This window comes from Lentzea californiensis (assembly GCF_024648825.1).
Classification (GTDB): Bacteria; Actinomycetota; Actinomycetes; order Mycobacteriales; family Pseudonocardiaceae; genus Lentzea; species Lentzea californiensis.
Map to the genome: position 1 here is coordinate 333,000 of NZ_JANBBE010000007.1, position 16,438 is coordinate 349,437.

Annotated in this window: 17 protein-coding genes; 9 read left to right on the top strand and 8 right to left on the bottom strand. The window is 68.4% G+C overall.

What is annotated here, in order from left to right; all coding sequences use genetic code 11:
- The first annotated feature begins 65 nt into the window (after positions 1-65).
- Together LX88_RS26040 and LX88_RS26045 are read left to right on the top strand one after the other, a co-directional pair.
- A complete protein-coding gene (locus LX88_RS26040) occupies positions 66-2,420 on the top strand; it encodes a ribonucleoside-diphosphate reductase subunit alpha (RefSeq protein ID WP_258950426.1) in 2,355 nt (784 codons plus the stop codon).
- Positions 2,417-3,460, top strand: coding sequence for a ribonucleotide-diphosphate reductase subunit beta (locus tag LX88_RS26045; protein WP_258950427.1), 1,044 nt, complete (start codon positions 2,417-2,419; stop codon positions 3,458-3,460). Before LX88_RS26040 ends, LX88_RS26045 begins: the two co-directional genes overlap by 4 nt.
- Here the strand turns inward: LX88_RS26045 and idi are convergent.
- Positions 3,446-4,033, bottom strand: coding sequence for an isopentenyl-diphosphate Delta-isomerase (idi, locus tag LX88_RS26050; RefSeq protein ID WP_258950558.1), 588 nt, complete (start codon positions 4,031-4,033; stop codon positions 3,446-3,448). The genes LX88_RS26045 and idi overlap by 15 nt on opposite strands.
- A gap of 111 nt (positions 4,034-4,144) precedes the next feature.
- Between idi and LX88_RS26055 the strand changes: the two genes are divergently transcribed.
- A complete protein-coding gene (locus tag LX88_RS26055; protein WP_030475476.1) occupies positions 4,145-4,333 on the top strand; it encodes an MbtH family protein in 189 nt (62 codons plus the stop codon).
- A gap of 22 nt (positions 4,334-4,355) precedes the next feature.
- Here the strand turns inward: LX88_RS26055 and LX88_RS26060 are convergent, their stop codons facing one another.
- Both LX88_RS26060 and LX88_RS26065 read right to left on the bottom strand, forming a co-directional pair.
- Positions 4,356-5,648, bottom strand: a complete 1,293-nt coding sequence (locus tag LX88_RS26060; RefSeq protein ID WP_258950428.1) for a choice-of-anchor I domain-containing protein — start codon at positions 5,646-5,648, stop codon at positions 4,356-4,358.
- Between the two features lie 31 nt (positions 5,649-5,679).
- Positions 5,680-6,165: a GNAT family N-acetyltransferase gene (locus LX88_RS26065; protein ID WP_258950429.1), complete on the bottom strand. Its 486-nt coding sequence runs from the start codon at positions 6,163-6,165 to the stop codon at positions 5,680-5,682.
- A gap of 79 nt (positions 6,166-6,244) precedes the next feature.
- Here LX88_RS26065 and LX88_RS26070 point away from each other — a divergent pair, with 79 nt between their 5' ends.
- Together LX88_RS26070 and LX88_RS26075 are read left to right on the top strand one after the other, a co-directional pair.
- On the top strand, positions 6,245-6,736 hold the full coding sequence (locus tag LX88_RS26070) for an RNA polymerase sigma factor (RefSeq protein WP_258950559.1): 492 nt from the start codon (positions 6,245-6,247) through the stop codon (positions 6,734-6,736).
- The gene (locus LX88_RS26075) at positions 6,729-7,583 is read left to right on the top strand and encodes a hypothetical protein (RefSeq protein WP_258950430.1); all 855 of its coding nucleotides are present in this window, start codon (positions 6,729-6,731) and stop codon (positions 7,581-7,583) included. Before LX88_RS26070 ends, LX88_RS26075 begins: the two co-directional genes overlap by 8 nt.
- On the opposite strand, the gene LX88_RS26080 is transcribed toward LX88_RS26075, so the two are convergent.
- Entirely contained in the window at positions 7,568-8,893 is a 1,326-nt protein-coding gene (locus LX88_RS26080) for a serine/threonine-protein kinase (protein WP_245983686.1), read from the bottom strand. The genes LX88_RS26075 and LX88_RS26080 overlap by 16 nt on opposite strands.
- Before the next feature lie 69 nt (positions 8,894-8,962).
- On the opposite strand from LX88_RS26080, the gene LX88_RS26085 reads away from it, so the two are divergent.
- The 3 genes from LX88_RS26085 (at position 8,963) to LX88_RS26095 (ending at position 12,066) form a co-directional block, all read left to right on the top strand.
- A complete protein-coding gene (locus LX88_RS26085) occupies positions 8,963-9,919 on the top strand; it encodes a magnesium transporter CorA family protein (RefSeq protein WP_258950431.1) in 957 nt (318 codons plus the stop codon).
- Positions 9,920-9,926: 7 nt separating this feature from the next.
- On the top strand, positions 9,927-10,694 hold the full coding sequence (locus LX88_RS26090; protein ID WP_258950432.1) for an enoyl-CoA hydratase/isomerase family protein: 768 nt from the start codon (positions 9,927-9,929) through the stop codon (positions 10,692-10,694).
- Positions 10,695-10,965: 271 nt separating this feature from the next.
- Positions 10,966-12,066: a right-handed parallel beta-helix repeat-containing protein gene (locus tag LX88_RS26095; protein ID WP_258950433.1), complete on the top strand. Its 1,101-nt coding sequence runs from the start codon at positions 10,966-10,968 to the stop codon at positions 12,064-12,066.
- A gap of 60 nt (positions 12,067-12,126) precedes the next feature.
- Here the strand turns inward: LX88_RS26095 and LX88_RS26100 are convergent, their stop codons facing one another.
- Positions 12,127-12,435: a hypothetical protein gene (locus LX88_RS26100; RefSeq protein WP_258950434.1), complete on the bottom strand. Its 309-nt coding sequence runs from the start codon at positions 12,433-12,435 to the stop codon at positions 12,127-12,129.
- A gap of 56 nt (positions 12,436-12,491) precedes the next feature.
- Positions 12,492-12,947: an SLATT domain-containing protein gene (locus LX88_RS26105; RefSeq protein WP_258950435.1), complete on the bottom strand. Its 456-nt coding sequence runs from the start codon at positions 12,945-12,947 to the stop codon at positions 12,492-12,494.
- Between the two features lie 61 nt (positions 12,948-13,008).
- Between LX88_RS26105 and LX88_RS26110 the strand changes: the two genes are divergently transcribed.
- A complete protein-coding gene (locus LX88_RS26110; RefSeq protein ID WP_258950436.1) occupies positions 13,009-13,710 on the top strand; it encodes a PIG-L deacetylase family protein in 702 nt (233 codons plus the stop codon).
- A gap of 54 nt (positions 13,711-13,764) precedes the next feature.
- On the opposite strand, the gene LX88_RS26115 is transcribed toward LX88_RS26110, so the two are convergent.
- Both LX88_RS26115 and LX88_RS26120 read right to left on the bottom strand, forming a co-directional pair.
- On the bottom strand, positions 13,765-15,060 hold the full coding sequence (locus LX88_RS26115; protein WP_090069157.1) for a UDP-glucose dehydrogenase family protein: 1,296 nt from the start codon (positions 15,058-15,060) through the stop codon (positions 13,765-13,767).
- Positions 15,060-16,391, bottom strand: a complete 1,332-nt coding sequence (locus LX88_RS26120; protein ID WP_258950437.1) for a glycosyltransferase family 4 protein — start codon at positions 16,389-16,391, stop codon at positions 15,060-15,062. The genes LX88_RS26115 and LX88_RS26120 overlap by 1 nt, the downstream gene beginning before the upstream one ends.
- Positions 16,392-16,438 lie beyond the last annotated feature (47 nt).

The following is a 16,438-nucleotide window of genomic DNA, read 5'->3' on the forward strand; positions in this document are numbered from 1 at the left end:
GCACCAGTGGTGGCGACCGCTGGTGCGCGCACGCGTTTCCTCGGGCCGATCTCGGAGGAGAGAGCGTGCCCGACCGCCTTTCAGTGGTCATCGACGAAGCCTGCGCCGACCTGCCCCACGCGTCGGCCGAGGCGGTTCTGGCCGAGACCAAGCGGACCCTCTACGACGGCATCACCGACGCCGAGCTCGCGCTCGCGCCGATCATGGCCGCCCGCACGATGGTCGAGCACGACCCGGACTACTCCTACGTCAGCGCCCGGTTGCTGCTGGACAAACTCCGCACCGAGGCCTGCGGAATCCCCCTGTCGCACGCCGAGATGACCGAGCGCTACCCGGAGTACTTCGCGCAGTTCGTCCGCCACGGCATCGAACTCGGTCAGCTCGACCCGCGCCTCGCCGACTTCGACCTGGCCGGGCTCGGCGCCGCGCTCGACGCGTCCCGCGACCTGAACTTCCAGTTCCTGGGCATGCAGACGCTCTACGACCGCTACTTCCTGCACCACGACGACCGCCGCTACGAGCTGCCGCAGGCGTTCTTCATGCGCGTCGCGATGGGCCTGGCCCTCGAGGAGGACGACAGGAACGCCCGCGCGATCGAGTTCTACGAGCTGCTGTCGAGCTTCGACTTCATGTGCTCGACGCCGACCCTGTTCAACTCGGGCACCACGCGCCCACAGCTCTCGTCGTGCTTCCTCACAACCGTGGACGACGACCTCGCCGCCATCTTCCACGGCATCAGCAACAACGCGCTGCTCTCCAAGTTCGCCGGCGGCCTCGGCAACGACTGGACCCCGGTGCGCGGCATCGGCGCGCACATCAAGGGCACCAACGGCAAGTCGCAGGGCGTCGTGCCGTTCCTCAAGGTCGCGAACGACACCGCGGTGGCCGTGAACCAGGGCGGGCGCCGCAAGGGCGCTGTCTGCGCCTACCTGGAGACCTGGCACATCGACGTCGAGGAGTTCCTCGACCTGCGCAAGAACACCGGCGACGAACGCCGCCGCACCCACGACATGAACACCGCGAACTGGGTGCCGGACGAGTTCATCCGCCGCGTGCGCGCGAACGGCCAGTGGACGCTGTTCTCGCCCGACGAGGTGCCGGACCTGCACGACGCCTTCGGCAGCGAGTTCGCGGCGAAGTACCGCGCGTACGAGGAGATGGCCGACAACGGCGAGATCAAGGTCTTCCGCCGGGTGCGGGCCGTCGACCTGTGGCGGCGCATGCTGACCATGCTGTTCGAGACCGGCCACCCGTGGATCACGTTCAAGGACCCGTGCAACCTGCGTTCGCCGCAGCAGCACAGCGGTGTCGTGCACTCGTCCAACCTGTGCACCGAGATCACCCTGAACACGGCGGTCGACGAGGTCGCGGTCTGCAACCTCGGCAGTGTCAACCTCGCGCGGCACGTGACAGTGGACGGCATCGACCACGCGCGGCTCGAGAAGACCGTGCGCACGGCGGTGCGCATGCTCGACAACGTGATCGACGTGAACTACTACACGATCCCGGAAGCCAGGAACTCCAACCTGAAGCACCGGCCCGTGGGCCTGGGGCTGATGGGTTTCCAGGATGCGCTGTTCACTCTCGGCACGCCGATGGCGTCGAAGGAGGCCGTCGAGTTCGCCGACCGCAGCATGGAGGAGATCAGCTACTACGCGATCTCCGCGAGCGCGGAGCTGGCGCGGGAACGCGGCGCCTACGCGTCGTTCGAGGGATCGTTGTGGAGCAGGGGGATCCTGCCGATCGACTCGATCGAGATCCTGGCCGCCACGCGCGCCGGGGGTGAGCTGGAGCAGAACCGCGAGTCCACGATGGACTGGGCGCCGGTCAGGGCGATGGCCCGCGAGGGCATGCGGAACTCGAACGTGATGGCGATCGCGCCGACCGCGACCATCGCGAACATCACCGGTGTCAACCAGTCGATCGAGCCGCTGTACCGCAACCTGTACGTGAAGTCGAACATGTCCGGTGACTTCACCGTGGTCAACCCCCACCTGGTGCGGGCGCTCGAGCAGCGCGGGCTGTGGGACGAGCGGATGGTGTCGGACCTGAAGCTGCACGACGGCAGCCTCGGCGCGATCGACCGGGTGCCGCCGTACCTGAAGGCCCTGTACGCCACGGCGTTCGAGGTCGACAGCTCGTGGCTGGTCGAGGCCGGTTCACGCAGGCAGAAGTGGATCGACCAGGCGCAGTCGCTGAACCTGTACCTCTCCCAGCCGAGCGGCCGCAAGCTCGACGAGCTCTACCAGCTGGCGTGGCTGCGCGGCCTCAAGACCACGTACTACCTGCGCACGCAGAGCGCGACGCACGTGGAGAAGTCCACGTTGCAGGGCACCGACGGCAAGCTCAACGCCGTCTCCCCCTCCGCCGCCGACCCGAACTGCTCCATCACCGACCCCGAGTGCGAGGCCTGCCAATGACCGAGGACCTGATCGAGGCAGGCGCCGCGCGCGTCTCCGTCGACGACAAGGCGATGATCAACTGTCGCGCCGACGTCAACCAGCTGCTGCCGCTGAAGTACCACTGGGCGTGGGAGAAGTACCTGGCCGGCTGCAACAACGCGTGGATGCCGACCGAGGTCTCCATGCAGGCCGACATCGGCCTGTGGAAGTCGAAGGACGGTCTCACCGACGACGAACGGCTGATGATCAAGCGCAACCTGGGCTTCTTCGCGACCAGCGAGTCACTGGTGGCCAACAACATCGTGCTCGCGGTGTACCGCCACCTCACGAACCCCGAGTGCCGCCAGTACCTGCTGCGGCAGGCCTTCGAGGAGGCCGTGCACACCCACACGTTCCAGTACGTCTGCGAGTCGCTCGGCCTCGACGACGGCGAGCTGTTCAACATGTACCGGGAGATCCCGTCCATCACGGACAAGGCGGTGTGGGCGCTGCAGTTCACGCAACACCTGGAGGACCCCGCGTTCAGGACCGGTACGCCCGAGACGGACCAGGCGTTCCTCAAGGACCTCGTCGCGTTCTACGTGGTCTTCGAGGGCATGTGGTTCTACACCGGGTTCGCGCAGATCCTGTCGCTCGGCCGCCGCAACAAGATGGTCGGCGTCGCCGAGCAGTACCAGTACATCCTGCGCGACGAGTCGATCCACCTGAACTTCGGCATCGACGCGATCAACCAGATCAAGATTGAGAACCCGCACCTGTGGAACGACGCGTTCCAGGAGGAGGTGCGGACCATGCTCGCGGAGGGGTGCGAGCTGGAGATCGCCTACGGCCGCGACACCATGCCGAACGGCATCCTCGGTCTCAACGCCGAGCTGTGCGAGCAGTACATGCGGTTCATCACGAACCGCCGGTGCGCACAGCTCGGCCTGGAGCCGGTGTGGGAGCCGGCCGAGAACCCGTTCCCGTGGATGTCGGAGATGATGGACCTGAAGAAGGAGAAGAACTTCTTCGAGACCAGGGTCATCGAGTACCAGAACGGCGGATCACTGGAGTGGTGAGGCGAGCCGCACGGCTTTAGGGAGCCCGGCCCGGTCCGCGACCGGCCACGCCAGCGGATCGGGCCCGAGTTCCACGAGTGCGGCGACCTGCAGACGCGACCAAGGGGAGATCTCGCGGGTGCCGTCCAGCACGCTCGCAGCGAACTCGCTCCACGGAACCCGCTCGGTCGAGTCGACCTCGTCGGGGTTGGGGACCGGCTCGTCGTCGGACAGCACGCGGAACACCGGGCACATCTCGTTCTCGACGACGCCGTCCATCTCCGCGCGGTAGCGGAAGGCCGGCAGCAGCAGTTCGGGCTCGGAGACCTTCATGCCGAGCTCGTCGCGCAGGCGCCGCAGCACGGCCTGGGCCATGTCCTCCTCCGGGAGGGGGTGGCCGCAGCAGGTGTTCGTCCACAGACCGGGGAAGGTCTTCTTGTGCAGCGCGCGGCGGGTGAGCACGGTGTTGCCCGCCGAGTCGAAGACGTAGCTGGAGAACGCCAGGTGCAGCGGGGTTTCCGCGTGGTGCACCACTGCTTTGTCCTCGACGCCGATGGCCGAACCGTCCTCGGCCAGGAGGACCACCTGTTCCACAGTCACGTGCACCACGTAATCACACGCGGGCCGAGATCGGGAACCGCGCGGTCGGGTGAGCTTGAGCGGGGAGATAGCCGAACCATAGGTGTCGCAGGTCACTCTGGGAGCATGACTTCCCCGTTCGCACAGGCTCACACCATGTTCCTGGTGCTGGTCAGCCCGACGGGCCAGTACTCGATCTGGCCCGCGGTGCTCCAGGTGCCCGCCGGCTGGCAGGTCGTCCACGGAGTCGCGTCCAGGCAGTCCTGTGCGGACTACGTGGACGCGCTCCGGTTCGACGTGCCGATGGCGGCCTAGGCCCACCACCACTGCCACACCACTAGAGCAATGCGATGTGCCCGTGCGAAGAGGCACCGCCGTGCTCGTTGTTGCCCGCGTACGAGGCCGTGAAGCCTTGCAGCAGCGTGGAGAGACCGACCAGCAGTGACACTTGCGCGTCACAGGTGGCCTTGCCGTACGAGTTGGTCGTCGCGGTGCAGAGCGGGTTGCCCTTCACCGTGCGGAAGACGACCTGCTGGCCGGCGACCGGCACCCCGGTGTGCTTGTCGGTCAGCGTCGCGTCGAGCGAGCGGACCGTGAAACCGAGGAGCCGCAACTGCAGCTGGGCGGACCCGCCCACGAGCTTCGACGTGGCGGGCGGCACGAAGTTGATCGCGATGCCCACCGGGTGCTGGCCCACGGCGAGGGTGCCGGTGACCGTGTTCGACGCCGTGTCGATGATCGACACCGAGTTGCTGTTGAAGTTCGTGACGTAGGCGCTCGCGCCGTCCGGCGTGAGCGCCACGCTGATCGGGCGGTCGCCGACGAAGATCTTCTGCAGTTCGGCCATCGTCGTGAGGTCCACGACGGACACCGAGTCGAACTCGCTGTTCGTGACGTACGCGCGGGTGCCGTCCGGCGTCAGCGCGATGCCGTGCGGCGTGAAGCCGACGGACGCGGTGCCGACGACGGTGCGCGAGGCGACGTCGATGGCGGAGACGCTGTCCGAACCCTTGTTGACCACGTACATCCGCTTGCCGTCCGCCGAGGCCGCGATGGCGGTCGCCGCGTTGCCGACGCCGATCGTGGCGACGACGGTGTTGGACGTCGTGTCGATGACCGAGACCTTGCCCGGCCCTGGAAGGTCGTGCGTGACGTAGACGGCCGAACCGTCCTTCGTGACGACGACACCGTCGGCGTTCGAGCCGACCGAGACGGTCGCGGTGACCGTCAGCGTGGCCGTGTCGACCACGGACACCGTGCCGCCCAGGTAGTTGGTGACGTAGACGAAGCCGCCACCGGGGGCGACCGCGACGCCCGCGGGCTGGGTCCCGACGGGAATGGACTTGTCGACCGTGTTGGTCGGCGTGTCGATGACCGTCAGCGTGTTCTGCACGGAGTTCGTCACGTAGCCGCGAGTTCCGTCGAACGCGACCGCCGCCATGTACGGCGAACCGCCGCCGCCGTCGGCGATCGTCGTGGACACCGCGTTCGTGGCCGTGTCGATCACCGACACCCCGCCGCCGTTGTTGGCGACGTACCCCAGGACCCGGCCGGCGGGTGCCGCCTGGGCCGGGGTCACCACCAGTGCCGAGGTGACGGCAACCGCCATCACCAGTGGACGCAACCGCATTTCAATGCCTCCTGCGAGTCATCCCGACCCTTCAGGACATCGCGACCGGGCGAGCGGACGTTAGCCGTTTCTCGAACCAGTGGTCGGAGTACTCGGCTGCGTTGTACGGAGCAATCTCCGCGAAGCCGTGCTTGGCGTAGAGACTCCTCGCCTCCACGAGATCTTTGCGGGTGTCGAGCCGCAACGTCGTGATGCCGCGCGCCTTCGCCTCGGCCTCCATCGCGGCGAGCAGCGCCGACGCGGCACCCTGTCCGCGGAACGGCGCGCGGACGAACATCCGGGTCAGCTCACCGACACCGTCGTCGAGGAAGCGCATGCCCAGACAGCCGACATCGTTGCCATCGCGCGACACGACGAGGAACACCGGCACGTCGTGGTCCTGCTCGTCGCGTTCGTACGCGTCGATCTCGGCGTCGTTCGCCGGCCTGCCCCAGTAGCGGCTGATCATCTCCGCGTTGTACTCGCGGTTGAGCGGCGACTGCGCGGCGGCGGTGGCCGTCACGGTCCAGTTGGTCATGGGACCATCATCGAAAGGCCGTCCACTGTGATTCAGGTCACTGCAACACCGGTGCCGCGAGAAGCCAACTGGGGGCGTGATGTTCGCGGAGCTGTTCGACGAGCACGCCCACCCGTTGCACCGGTATCTGGCGCGGCGGGTGGGCGCCGACGTGGCCGACGACCTCGTCAGCGAGACCTTCCTGGCCGCCATGCGCGGCGAGGAGGGCTACGACCCGGAGAAGGGCAGTGTGGTCGGCTGGCTCTACGGCATCGCCACGAACCTGTTGCGCGGGCACGCCAAGCGCGAGAACCGCCTGCTGCGCACCTCCGAGCGGTACGGCGTCGACCTCGGTGTCGCCGAGTCGCTGGAGCACACGGTCGTCACCCGCGTCGACTCCCGCGCGCACCTGCGCCGGATCGCCCGCGAGCTGGCCCGGATGTCCCAGACCGACCGCGACCTGGTGCTGCTCGTGTCGCTGGCCGGCCTGAGCGTGCAGGAGACCGCGGAAGCACTCGACCTCAACCCCGGCACCGCGCGGTCCCGTCTGCACCGCCTGCGCGCGAAGCTGAAGGAAGTGGAACATGCGTGACGTGCTGGACGACGACCTCGCCGAGCTGTACCCCGTGCGGGCGAGCGACGACGTGCGGCTGGCCCGGTTGCGCGAGCAGCTGTTCGCCGAGAAGCCGCGTTCCCGCTCACGACGGTGGGTCGGCATCGCGGCGGCGGCCGTGGCGGTGGTGATGATCACCGGGCTCGTGGTGCTGCTGCGGCCGGTCTCGCGGGACGCGCCCGCGACGCTGCCGGTGAAGCCCGCGGCCTCGTTGCAGGAGGCCGCCACGCTGCTGGAGGTGGCGCAGCAGCCGGCGGCGAAGTACCAGCGCATCACCTACCGCATCTGGCACGTGATGGGAGTGGGCGACCCGTACGCGTCCTCGGCGATCGAGTTCGAGTACGTCGTGTGGCTGCCCACCGCCGCCGACGAGATGGTCGTGATCTACCGCAGGCCGACCGGCGGCCAGCGGCCGGTCGCGGGCGCGCGGCGCCCCGTCGAGGACTTCACCAACTACTCCCGCAACCCTTCGCTGTGGGAGTCGTTCTGCGCGAGCACCCCGTGCAAGGAGGAGACCGCCGGGCAGCCGCTGAGCACCGAGCCGAAGCGGAGGCTGGAGGACGCCGTGGCCGCGATGCTCTCGCCGTTCACCACGAACGAGGAGAAGGCCGCGCTGTACCGCCGGATCGCCGAGTCGCCCCAGATCCGCTGGGACAACGGGAAGGTGACGACCGACGGCGGCGCCAGGACGTTCGCCGTCGACCCGGCGACCGGCCAGGTCACCGGCATGGAGGAGCGCGGGTCGAACGACCCGCGGATCCCGGCGGACACGGTGACGACCTCGGTCACCATCACCTACGAGTGGACCGATCAGCGGCCGTCGTAGCTCCGCGGCAGGTACCAGGCCAGGGCGGCGCGCAGCTCGGCGACGTCGCGCTCGCGCCGCCTCCTGGTGCGCTCGTGGGCGATCGGGAACACCCGCACACCGCCGTGGTGCGCGCCGAAGAAGCGGCGCGGCGCCGGGTCCTTCAGCCAGACGACGACCCACGGCCGTTTCTTGTGCGGCACGACGCGCACCCGTGCGAGCTCGTACCACCAGTACTGGTGGAACTTGCCGTTGCGCGTCGTGGCGATGCCCTCTCGGCTGATCTCGATCACGACCTTGCGGCGCGCGGCGGCGCTGAAGTACCGCACGGCGCGCACGATGAGCACGCAGAACGCGGCCAGCGCCAGCAGCTGGGTGGCACCGTTCGCCTGCGCGGCCGGGTCGGCGATCGCGGCGGCGAGCAGCGCCACGGCGAGGTTCAGGCCACCCCACGCCATCGGCACGAACCGCGACGTCGAGAACGTCGCGGCGGCCGGCGTCATCGGGGCGGGCATCTTGCTGGTCGGCGCCTTCGGCGTGACGACCTGGGACAGCAGGCGCGTCACCTCGGCCGGTTCCGGGCGCTTGGCCGGGTCGCGGTGCATGCACTTCTGCACCAGCGGCCGCAGCGGCTTGGGCACGCCGTCGATGTCCGGCTCGCCGTGGGCGGCCTTGTAGAGCAGCGTCGCGGTCGGGCCCTCGCCGAACGGGCCCCTGCCCGTCGCCGCGTAGACCAGCACGGCACCGAGGGCGAAGACGTCGCTCGGGGACGCGACGTCCTGGCCGGTGATCTGCTCGGGCGAGAGGAAGCCGGGCGTGCCGAAGACCATGCCGGTCTCCGTCAGCGCCGTGTGCTCCATCGCGCGCGAGATGCCGAAGTCGATGACGCGGGGTCCGTCGGCTCCGAGGAGCACGTTGGACGGCTTGAGGTCGCGGTGCACCAGACCCGCCCGGTGAATGGCGGTGAGCGCCTCGGCCAGACCTTCGGCGAGGCGTCTCAAATGGTGCTCCGGCAACGGACCGTGCCGTTCGATGGCCTCCTGGAGCGTCGGGCCGGGCACGTACTCCGTGGCCATCCACGGCCGGGGCGCACGCGTGTCGGCGTCCACGACCGCCGCCGTGCCGGCGCTACCGACCGCACGGGCCATCTGCACCTCGCGGCGGAACCGCTCGCGGAAACGCGGGTCGTCGGCGAGCTCGGCGCGCGCGACCTTGACCGCGACCTGGCGTCCGTCGCTGCCTTGCCCCAGGTAGACCGTTCCCATGGCACCACGGCCAAGCCTGCCCAAGAGCAGGTAGTCCCCGATGCGCTGTGGTTGGTCCACCTTCACCGGATCGAGGGTAGCGGGAACTCGGGCTGAAACCTCACATCTGAGTAGATCTACGTATGGTTGTCACCCATGGGCAGGACCCGCTTGTACCGCAACGGCGAACTCGTGGACAGGGACTTCCCCGTCGCGGAGGTGGCCGGGCGTCTCGAAGATCACTCCGCCGTCGTGTGGTTCGACCTCTGCGCGCCGTCCGAAGACGAGATAGGTCTGCTGCGCGACGAACTGGGGTTGCACGCGCTCGCGATCGAGGACGCGTTCTCCGAGCGGCAGCGCCCGAAGGTCGACCGCTATCCCACTCACCTGTTCCTTTCCGTGTACGCGGTCCGGTACGACAAGCACGAGATCAAGGCGTGCGAAGTCGACGTGTTCGTGGCGCGGAATGCGCTCGTGACGGTGCGCGAGAGTGAGGACTACGTCCTGGAGGGCGTCGAGCGGCGGTGGGACAGCGCGCCGCAGCTGGCCTCGTCGGGCGTCGGGTTCCTGCTGCACGGGCTGCTCGACGACGTCGCGGACAGCCACTACGCCGCCGCACAGGCCCTCGACGACGACATCGAGGCCCTGGAAGACCACATCTACGAGGAGAAGCCGCACGTCGGACGCAGGGCGTTGCAGCTCAGGCGTGCCCTGGTGCAGCTCAGGCGTGTCGCGCTGCCGATGCGTGAGGTGCTCGGGTCGCTGTTGCACCGTGAGCACGACCTCGTGGACGACGTGATGATGCCGTACTACCTGGACGTGAAGGACCACACGCTGTTCACGGCCGAGCTGACCGAGTCGATGCGGGAGCTGATCACGAACCTGCGCGAGGCCGAGGTCGCCGTGCAGGGAAACCGGCTCAACTCGATCATGAAGAAGGTCACCAGCTGGGCCGCGATCATCGCGGTGCCGACGGCGATCTCGGGTTACTACGGCATGAACGTCCCGTACCCCGGCTTCGAGCAGAAGTGGGGCGTCTGGGTCGCCACGCTGGGTATCTTCGGCCTCTCCTACTTCCTGTACCTGATGTTCAAGCGCCGCGATTGGTTGTGAGCCACCTGTGAAGATCCACCTGACCCGCCGCGACGAGCTCGCGATCATCACGATCGACGCGCCGCCGCTCAACCTCTACTCCCTCGACCTCGACGCGGAGTTCCACGAGGCCCTGGACGAGCTGGGAGACGCGCGGGCGTTGCTGGTCAACGCCTCGGGCCGGGTCGTGTCGGGCGGCGTGGACGTGTCGCTGTTCGCCGCGCAGGAGTACCGCGAGGAGGCGCAGCAACTGTTCGACCGCATGCTGCTGCTGCCTCAGCGCCTCGCCGCATTGCCGATCCCGACCGTCTTCGCCGCGCACGCGCTGTGCCTGACCTGGGCTTTCGAGCTGGCGGTGGCGTGCGACCTGATCCTGGCCGCGTCGTCGGCGCGTTTCGGGCTGGTCGAGAAGGTCGTGGGCCTGACGCCGACGATGGGCGGCACGCAGCGGCTGGCGGCACGGGCGGGCGTGGGCCGCGCGAAGGAGTTCGTGATGACCGGTGATCTTTACGACGCGGCGACGCTGGAACGCTGGAACGTCGTCAACCGGGTGTTTCCGGACGAGGGTTTCGCGCTCGCGGCGGAACAGTTCGCCCTGTCGCTCGCGGCCGGTCCGACGCAGGCGCACTTCGCGACCAAACAGGTGCTCGCGCATTTCGAGAACGGTGGCGTCCCGGAGGCCGACGCTCACGTCACGACGATCGCGTCGGCGTTGTTCGAGACCGAGGACCTGCCACGCGCTGTGCACAGCTTCCTCACGGACGGTCCGGGCCGCGCGTCTTTCCTCGGTCGCTGATCTCACACATCAAAAATTCATATGGCTCGGTGATAAAACCGTGATCTACCTGCTCAAGCGGAGCGAACATTCCCTTCCAGGCGGAAGATGATGTTGCGCCACAAGGAGATCCGCTTGACTCCACCCGTCGTCCCGTGCAGTGTGCTGACCGTTCAACGGCCCCGTACGAAACTCCGTCGCGCGAGTTCTGTACACATTCCGCAACGGCCGACGACACAATTAGCGAGTTCACGGTCCCCCGTCGTGAACACGCGTGGAGGTAGAACCAGCCGTGAGACTGAGATTGGCCGTACTGCTGACCGGTGGTGTCATCGTGCTGGCCGCCTGCTCCCCGACCAAGGCGGCCCAACCGACACCCGTGGCGGACAGCAGCACCAGCGCCACCTCGAGCAGCGCCCCCAGCAGTTCCTCCGCCGCCCCTAGCAGCTCGGCGGCACCCAGCTCGACCACGAAGTCCGCCACCAACGGCCCGGTGAAGCCCCCGGCCAACAACCCCGCCCCCTCCGGCTCCCCCGGCTGGAAGCTCACCCAGGGCAACACCGGTCTCGCCGCGCACGGCCTGAACTGCGACTCCCTGCCGCTCTACACCGGACCCGGCGCCCCCGCCGCCGGCACCGTGATCTCCGGCAAGCGCATCGAGCAGGCCCTGACGCTGTTCGCGGGCAACATCACCGTCGAGAAGTCCTGCATCCGCCCGAAGAACCTCGGTGAGACGGCTCCGCTGATCACGACGAACGGGCCGTGCGGCAGCAACTCCTGCCAGGTGACGGGCGCCCCCGTCACCATCCGCGACTCGAACATCGACGGCTCGGCCCTCCCGGCCAAGACCATCGCGGGCTCCTGCGCGTTCCTCGGCGTCGGCACCCTGCAGCGCAACTACATCAGCGGCATGGGCTCCGGCATCTGCTTCTTCAACACCGGCAGCTCGCTGAGCGCCCTCGCCGAGGGCAACTACGTCCGCGGCCTGCGCTCGGACGGCGAGTCGCACAACGACGGCGCCACCGTCCGCGACTTCCCGCTCGACAAGAACGCGGGCCGCACCCTGACGTTCCGCAACAACCGCATCGACTGCTCCACCGGCAACGACACCGGCGCCCTGTTCATCCAGACCTACGGCGGTGACATCGACAACGTCACCGTCGAGGGCAACCTGCTGGAGGGCGGCGGTTACCAGCTCGGCCTGGAGTCGGGCTTCGACAACGTCTACGGCCGCAACATGAAGTCCATCAACAACCGCTTCACCGGCACCGGGTGGGGCGCGGCGTACGTGAGCCAGAAGGGCGCCTCCCACAAGTGGGCGGTGTGGCAGGACAACTTCCTGCATGACGCCGCCGCGCCGGACGCCAAGGGCAAGCCCGCGCCCACCCCGTAGTCCCGTGACCGCCTTCGCCGCCGAGCCCCCGCCGGCGGCGCGGGCGGGGCGCGGGCTCAGTCAGGCGGAACGGCGCTCGGCCTCGGCGAGGCGCTCCTCGAGGGCCCGGATGCGGTCGTAGAGATCGACCAGGGTCACGCCGTCGGCCACCACGCCGGGGCGCTGCCAGTGCCTTCGCACGAAGTCCTCCCGGCTCTCGTGCGGCGACTGCTGGAACCCGGAAAAAGGGCCGCCGCCGGGTGCCGCGTCCGACGTGCGTGTGCCCAGCGCGCCGAACAAGGCCTTCTGCAGCTTCATCACGGCGATCCCACCGAGCACGATCACCACGAGAGCGGTGACGGGTATCAGCAAAGCCCAAGCGTCCGACATGAGAACCCCCTGATCCTGGGACAGCGGAGATCGACTCTACCGGCCACGGCACCCGCTCAGCCGTTGTCGCGGAACTTCAGCCACCGGCCGCTCAGCGAGTCCCAGATCTCCTGGTAGCGCTCGAACATCTCCCGCACGCGCTCCGGATCCACCTCGTCGGCAGGAGTGGACGCCACGTAGTACGAGAGGTCGTCCTCCAGCCGGTGGAACTTGTAGCTGGCCTCCTCCATCAGCACCCACAACGAGCGCCACGCGAAGAACGGCTCCAAAGCGGACACCACGGTCACCACCGCCACCAGCGCGAACGCCGTGCCCGTCCAGGGGTCGAGGTTCTGCAGTCCGAGGATGATCGTCGACACCGCCGAAAGCACCAAAGTGGTCAGTCGGACAGTTACGGACTTCCACCTGAACCGCTGCTTGCGCGCGCGGGCGTACGCGTGCCCGCGTTCGATCTGCCCGCGCAGGTGTTGTGCGAGTTCGTGCGGCTTCAGGCCAGACGGCAAGTCGGTCACCGGCAAGACAATAGTTTCGAGGTAACTTCCCCGCGTGCAGTTCGATGGACCGAGAACCTTGATGGCCGTCCACGCTCACCCCGACGACGAGTCGCGGTCGACCGGAGGAATCCTGGCCCACTACGCCCGCCAGGGCGTGCGGATCGTCCTCGTCACGTGTACGGGCGGCGAGCTGGGCGACATGCCCGGCGGCGTCAAGCCCGGCGAGCTCAACCACCACCCGCAGGCGGTGGCGGCACGGCGCAGGTCGCAGCTCAACGCGGCGTGCGACGTGCTCGGCATCACAGACCTGGAACTGTTGGGATATCACGACTCCGGCGAGACGGGTCAGGTTCCGCCCGGTGCCTTCTGCTCGATCCCCGTCGAGACCGCGGCGGGACGGGTGGCCGCGCTGATCGAGCACTTCCGGCCTCAGGTCGTCGTCACGCACGACCACCACAACCCGCACCAGCACCGCGATCACGTCCACGCGGCACGCGTCGCGCAGCACGCGGTCAAGGAGACCGGCATTCCGGCGAAGCTGTACCTGGAAGCGCACGACAGCCTCGCCACGACCACGATCGACACGTCAGCGGTGGCCGACGTGAAGCGCAAGGCGTTGCACTGCTACGAAAGCCAGTCGCTGATCGGGAAGCTGACGGCACAGCAGCGGTTCGCGGCCGAGTCCTACATCCGCGCCATCGACACCACGAACGCGCCGTTGCCGGAGACCGACCTCTTCGCCGGCATCACGCACCACGGGCCGGATCTGCCTCGGTGGTGAGCAAAGGGGCGTTCGCCGTGAACGGCGAACGCCCCGAAGAGCGTCTCAAGTGGACTATCGGCGGCCCAGCGACGTGCAGGTCAGGCCAGCCCGGCGGATGACGTCCGGGTCCAGGATGTTCCGGGTGTCGACGACCACGGGCTGCCGCACGGTCTCGGCCAGGCGCGCCCAGTCGAGCGAGCGGAACTCCGGCCACTCGGTCAGCACGACGAGCGCGTCGACGTCCTTGGCCGCCTGGTACGGATCGTCCACAACGGACACCGGGCCGAGGTCCGTGCCGCCGGTGAGCGCCGGGTCGTAGCCGACGAGCTCCGCGCCCGCCTGCTTCAGCAGCGCGGCCACGGCCAGGGCCGGGGAGTCGCGCAGGTCGTCGGTGCCGGCCTTGAACGTCAGGCCCAGCAGGCCGAGGCGCACGTGGGACAGCGAGCCGCCGCGCTTGCCGGTGACGGCCAGGCGGACTTTCTCGACCATCCGCTGGCGCTGGCGCTCGTTGGTGTCGATCGTGGCGCGCAGCAGGCGGAACTCGAAGTCGGCGGCGTCCGCGACCTGGAGCATCGCGTGCGTGTCCTTGGGCAGGCACGAGCCGCCCCAGCCGGGGCCGGGGTTCAGGAACGCCTGGCCGATGCGCTTGTCGTAGCCCATGCCCTCGGTGACGTCGGTGATGTTCGCGCCGAGGCGCTCGCACAGCTCCGCGACCGCGTTGACGTACGAGAGCTTCATGGCGAGGAAGCAGTTCGCCGCGTACTTGACCATCTCGGCCGAGGCCGCGTCGGTCAGGACCGTGGGCGCGCCGAGGCGTGCGTACAGGGCGGCGACGCGCTCGGCGGCGTCCTGCTGGTCGCAGCCGACGACGATGCGGTCCGGGTTCAGGAAGTCGTGCACGGCTGAGCCCTCGCGCAGGAACTCGGGGTTCGAGACGACGGCGACGTCGTCACGGCGCAGCAGTTCGGCGGTGCGGATCGACGTGCCGACCGGCACGGTCGACTTGTTGACGATCACGGTGCCGGACGGCAGCAGGTCACGCGTCTCGTCCACAACGGACTCGACGGCCGCGAGGTCCGCGATGCCGCCGACGCCCATGGGCGTGGGCACGCAGAGGAACACGACCTCGGCGTCGGCCACCGCGGCCGACGCGCCGAGCACGAACGAGAGGCGACCTGAGGCCAGACCCTCGGCCACCAGTTCGGCCAGACGCGGTTCGAGGATGTCGACCTCACCGCGCGAAAGGCGCTCGACCTTGCCCGCATCGACGTCCGCGCACACCACGCGGTGGCCCAGCGAGGCGAGACAGGCACCGGTGGTCAGACCGACGTAGCCGGTGCCGACGACAGCGATCCTTCTGACGAACATCATTCTCCCGTTCGGTTCACGGCGAACGCGCGGAGCGCGGCGTCGTCGCTCACGTCGATCAACTTGTTGCCCCACTGGTCGGTGCCCGCGCCGAGCTCGGGCCTGCCGTCGGGGAACGGGCCGCGCGAGGCGAAACCGGTGAGCCCGTCGAACACCGCCACGTAGTTCTCGGCCTGCGGACGCCAGTCCAGCTCCGCCTCGCAGCGGCGCCGGCCCTCGAAGCCGAGGCGCGCACGGCGTTCGGCGTCGTCGAGCAGGTCGAGCAGCGACGTCGTGAACGCCTCGACGTCACCCGGCTCGACGAACACGGCGCACTCGCCGGCGGACACCACGGTCTCCTGCAACCGGTACGTGACGACCGGCAGCGCGTAGGCCATGTACTCCATGGTCTTGTTCATAGTGGACACGTCGTTCAAAGGCGACAACGGATCCGGGCCCAGTCCGACCGACGAGGTCGACAGGTAGCGGCTGATCTGTTCGGGCCCGACACGTCCCGTGAACTCGACGTACGGATCGAGCTTCCAGGCCGTGGCCTGCTTCTTCAGGTCTTCGAGGCAGTCTCCGAAGCCCAGCAGCGCGAACCTGACGTCGGTGCGGCCGTGGTCGAAGACAACTCTCCGTGCGACTTCGAGGACCCCGTCGACGCCGTCCTGCGGTCCCATGATTCCGAGATACGCCACCAGATGTTTGCCGCCGCGTCGGAGCTCGTCCACGCCCTCGACAGGCCGCATCACGGTGGTGTCCGGGCCGGAGCGCACGACAGTGGTGTGCTCGGGCGGCACGTCGCCGCGCGTCCAAGCGATCTTCTGGTACGAGGTGTTGGTCGACGTCACCCGGTCGGCCGTGCGGAACGTGCGGCGCTCCAGCCACTTCAGGATCCGGTACTGCGCCTTGCCCGCGACACCCTCGGGCTCGCCGAAGCGCGACAGGAAGACCTCGGGGTTGAGGTCGTGGTGGTCGAAGACGAACTTCACGCCGCCGAGACGCCACAGCAGCGCCAGGGCCCAGTACGTGTCCGGCGGGTTGCACGCCTGCATGACGTCGAACCGCCTGCGGGCACGCACCTTGACGCTCAGCAACGCCGTGCGCACCCAGCAGTACAGGAACTCCCACGCATAGCCCAGCGCGCCCTCGGCCTGGGGCGGCGGAGCGTACTTGTAGATGTGCACTCCGTCGAGGAGTTGGTAAGCGGGATCACCCGGACCCTTGGGGCAGATCACCGAAACCTCGTACCCGGCGTTGGTCAGGGCACGGCATTCCAGCCACACCCGGCGGTCCAGCGGTACGGGGAGGTTCTGCACGATGATCAACACGTGAGGCGATGACGTCACGCTCTGGTTCTCGTTTCCGAGGGCAAAACGGTTACACCTTCGCCGAT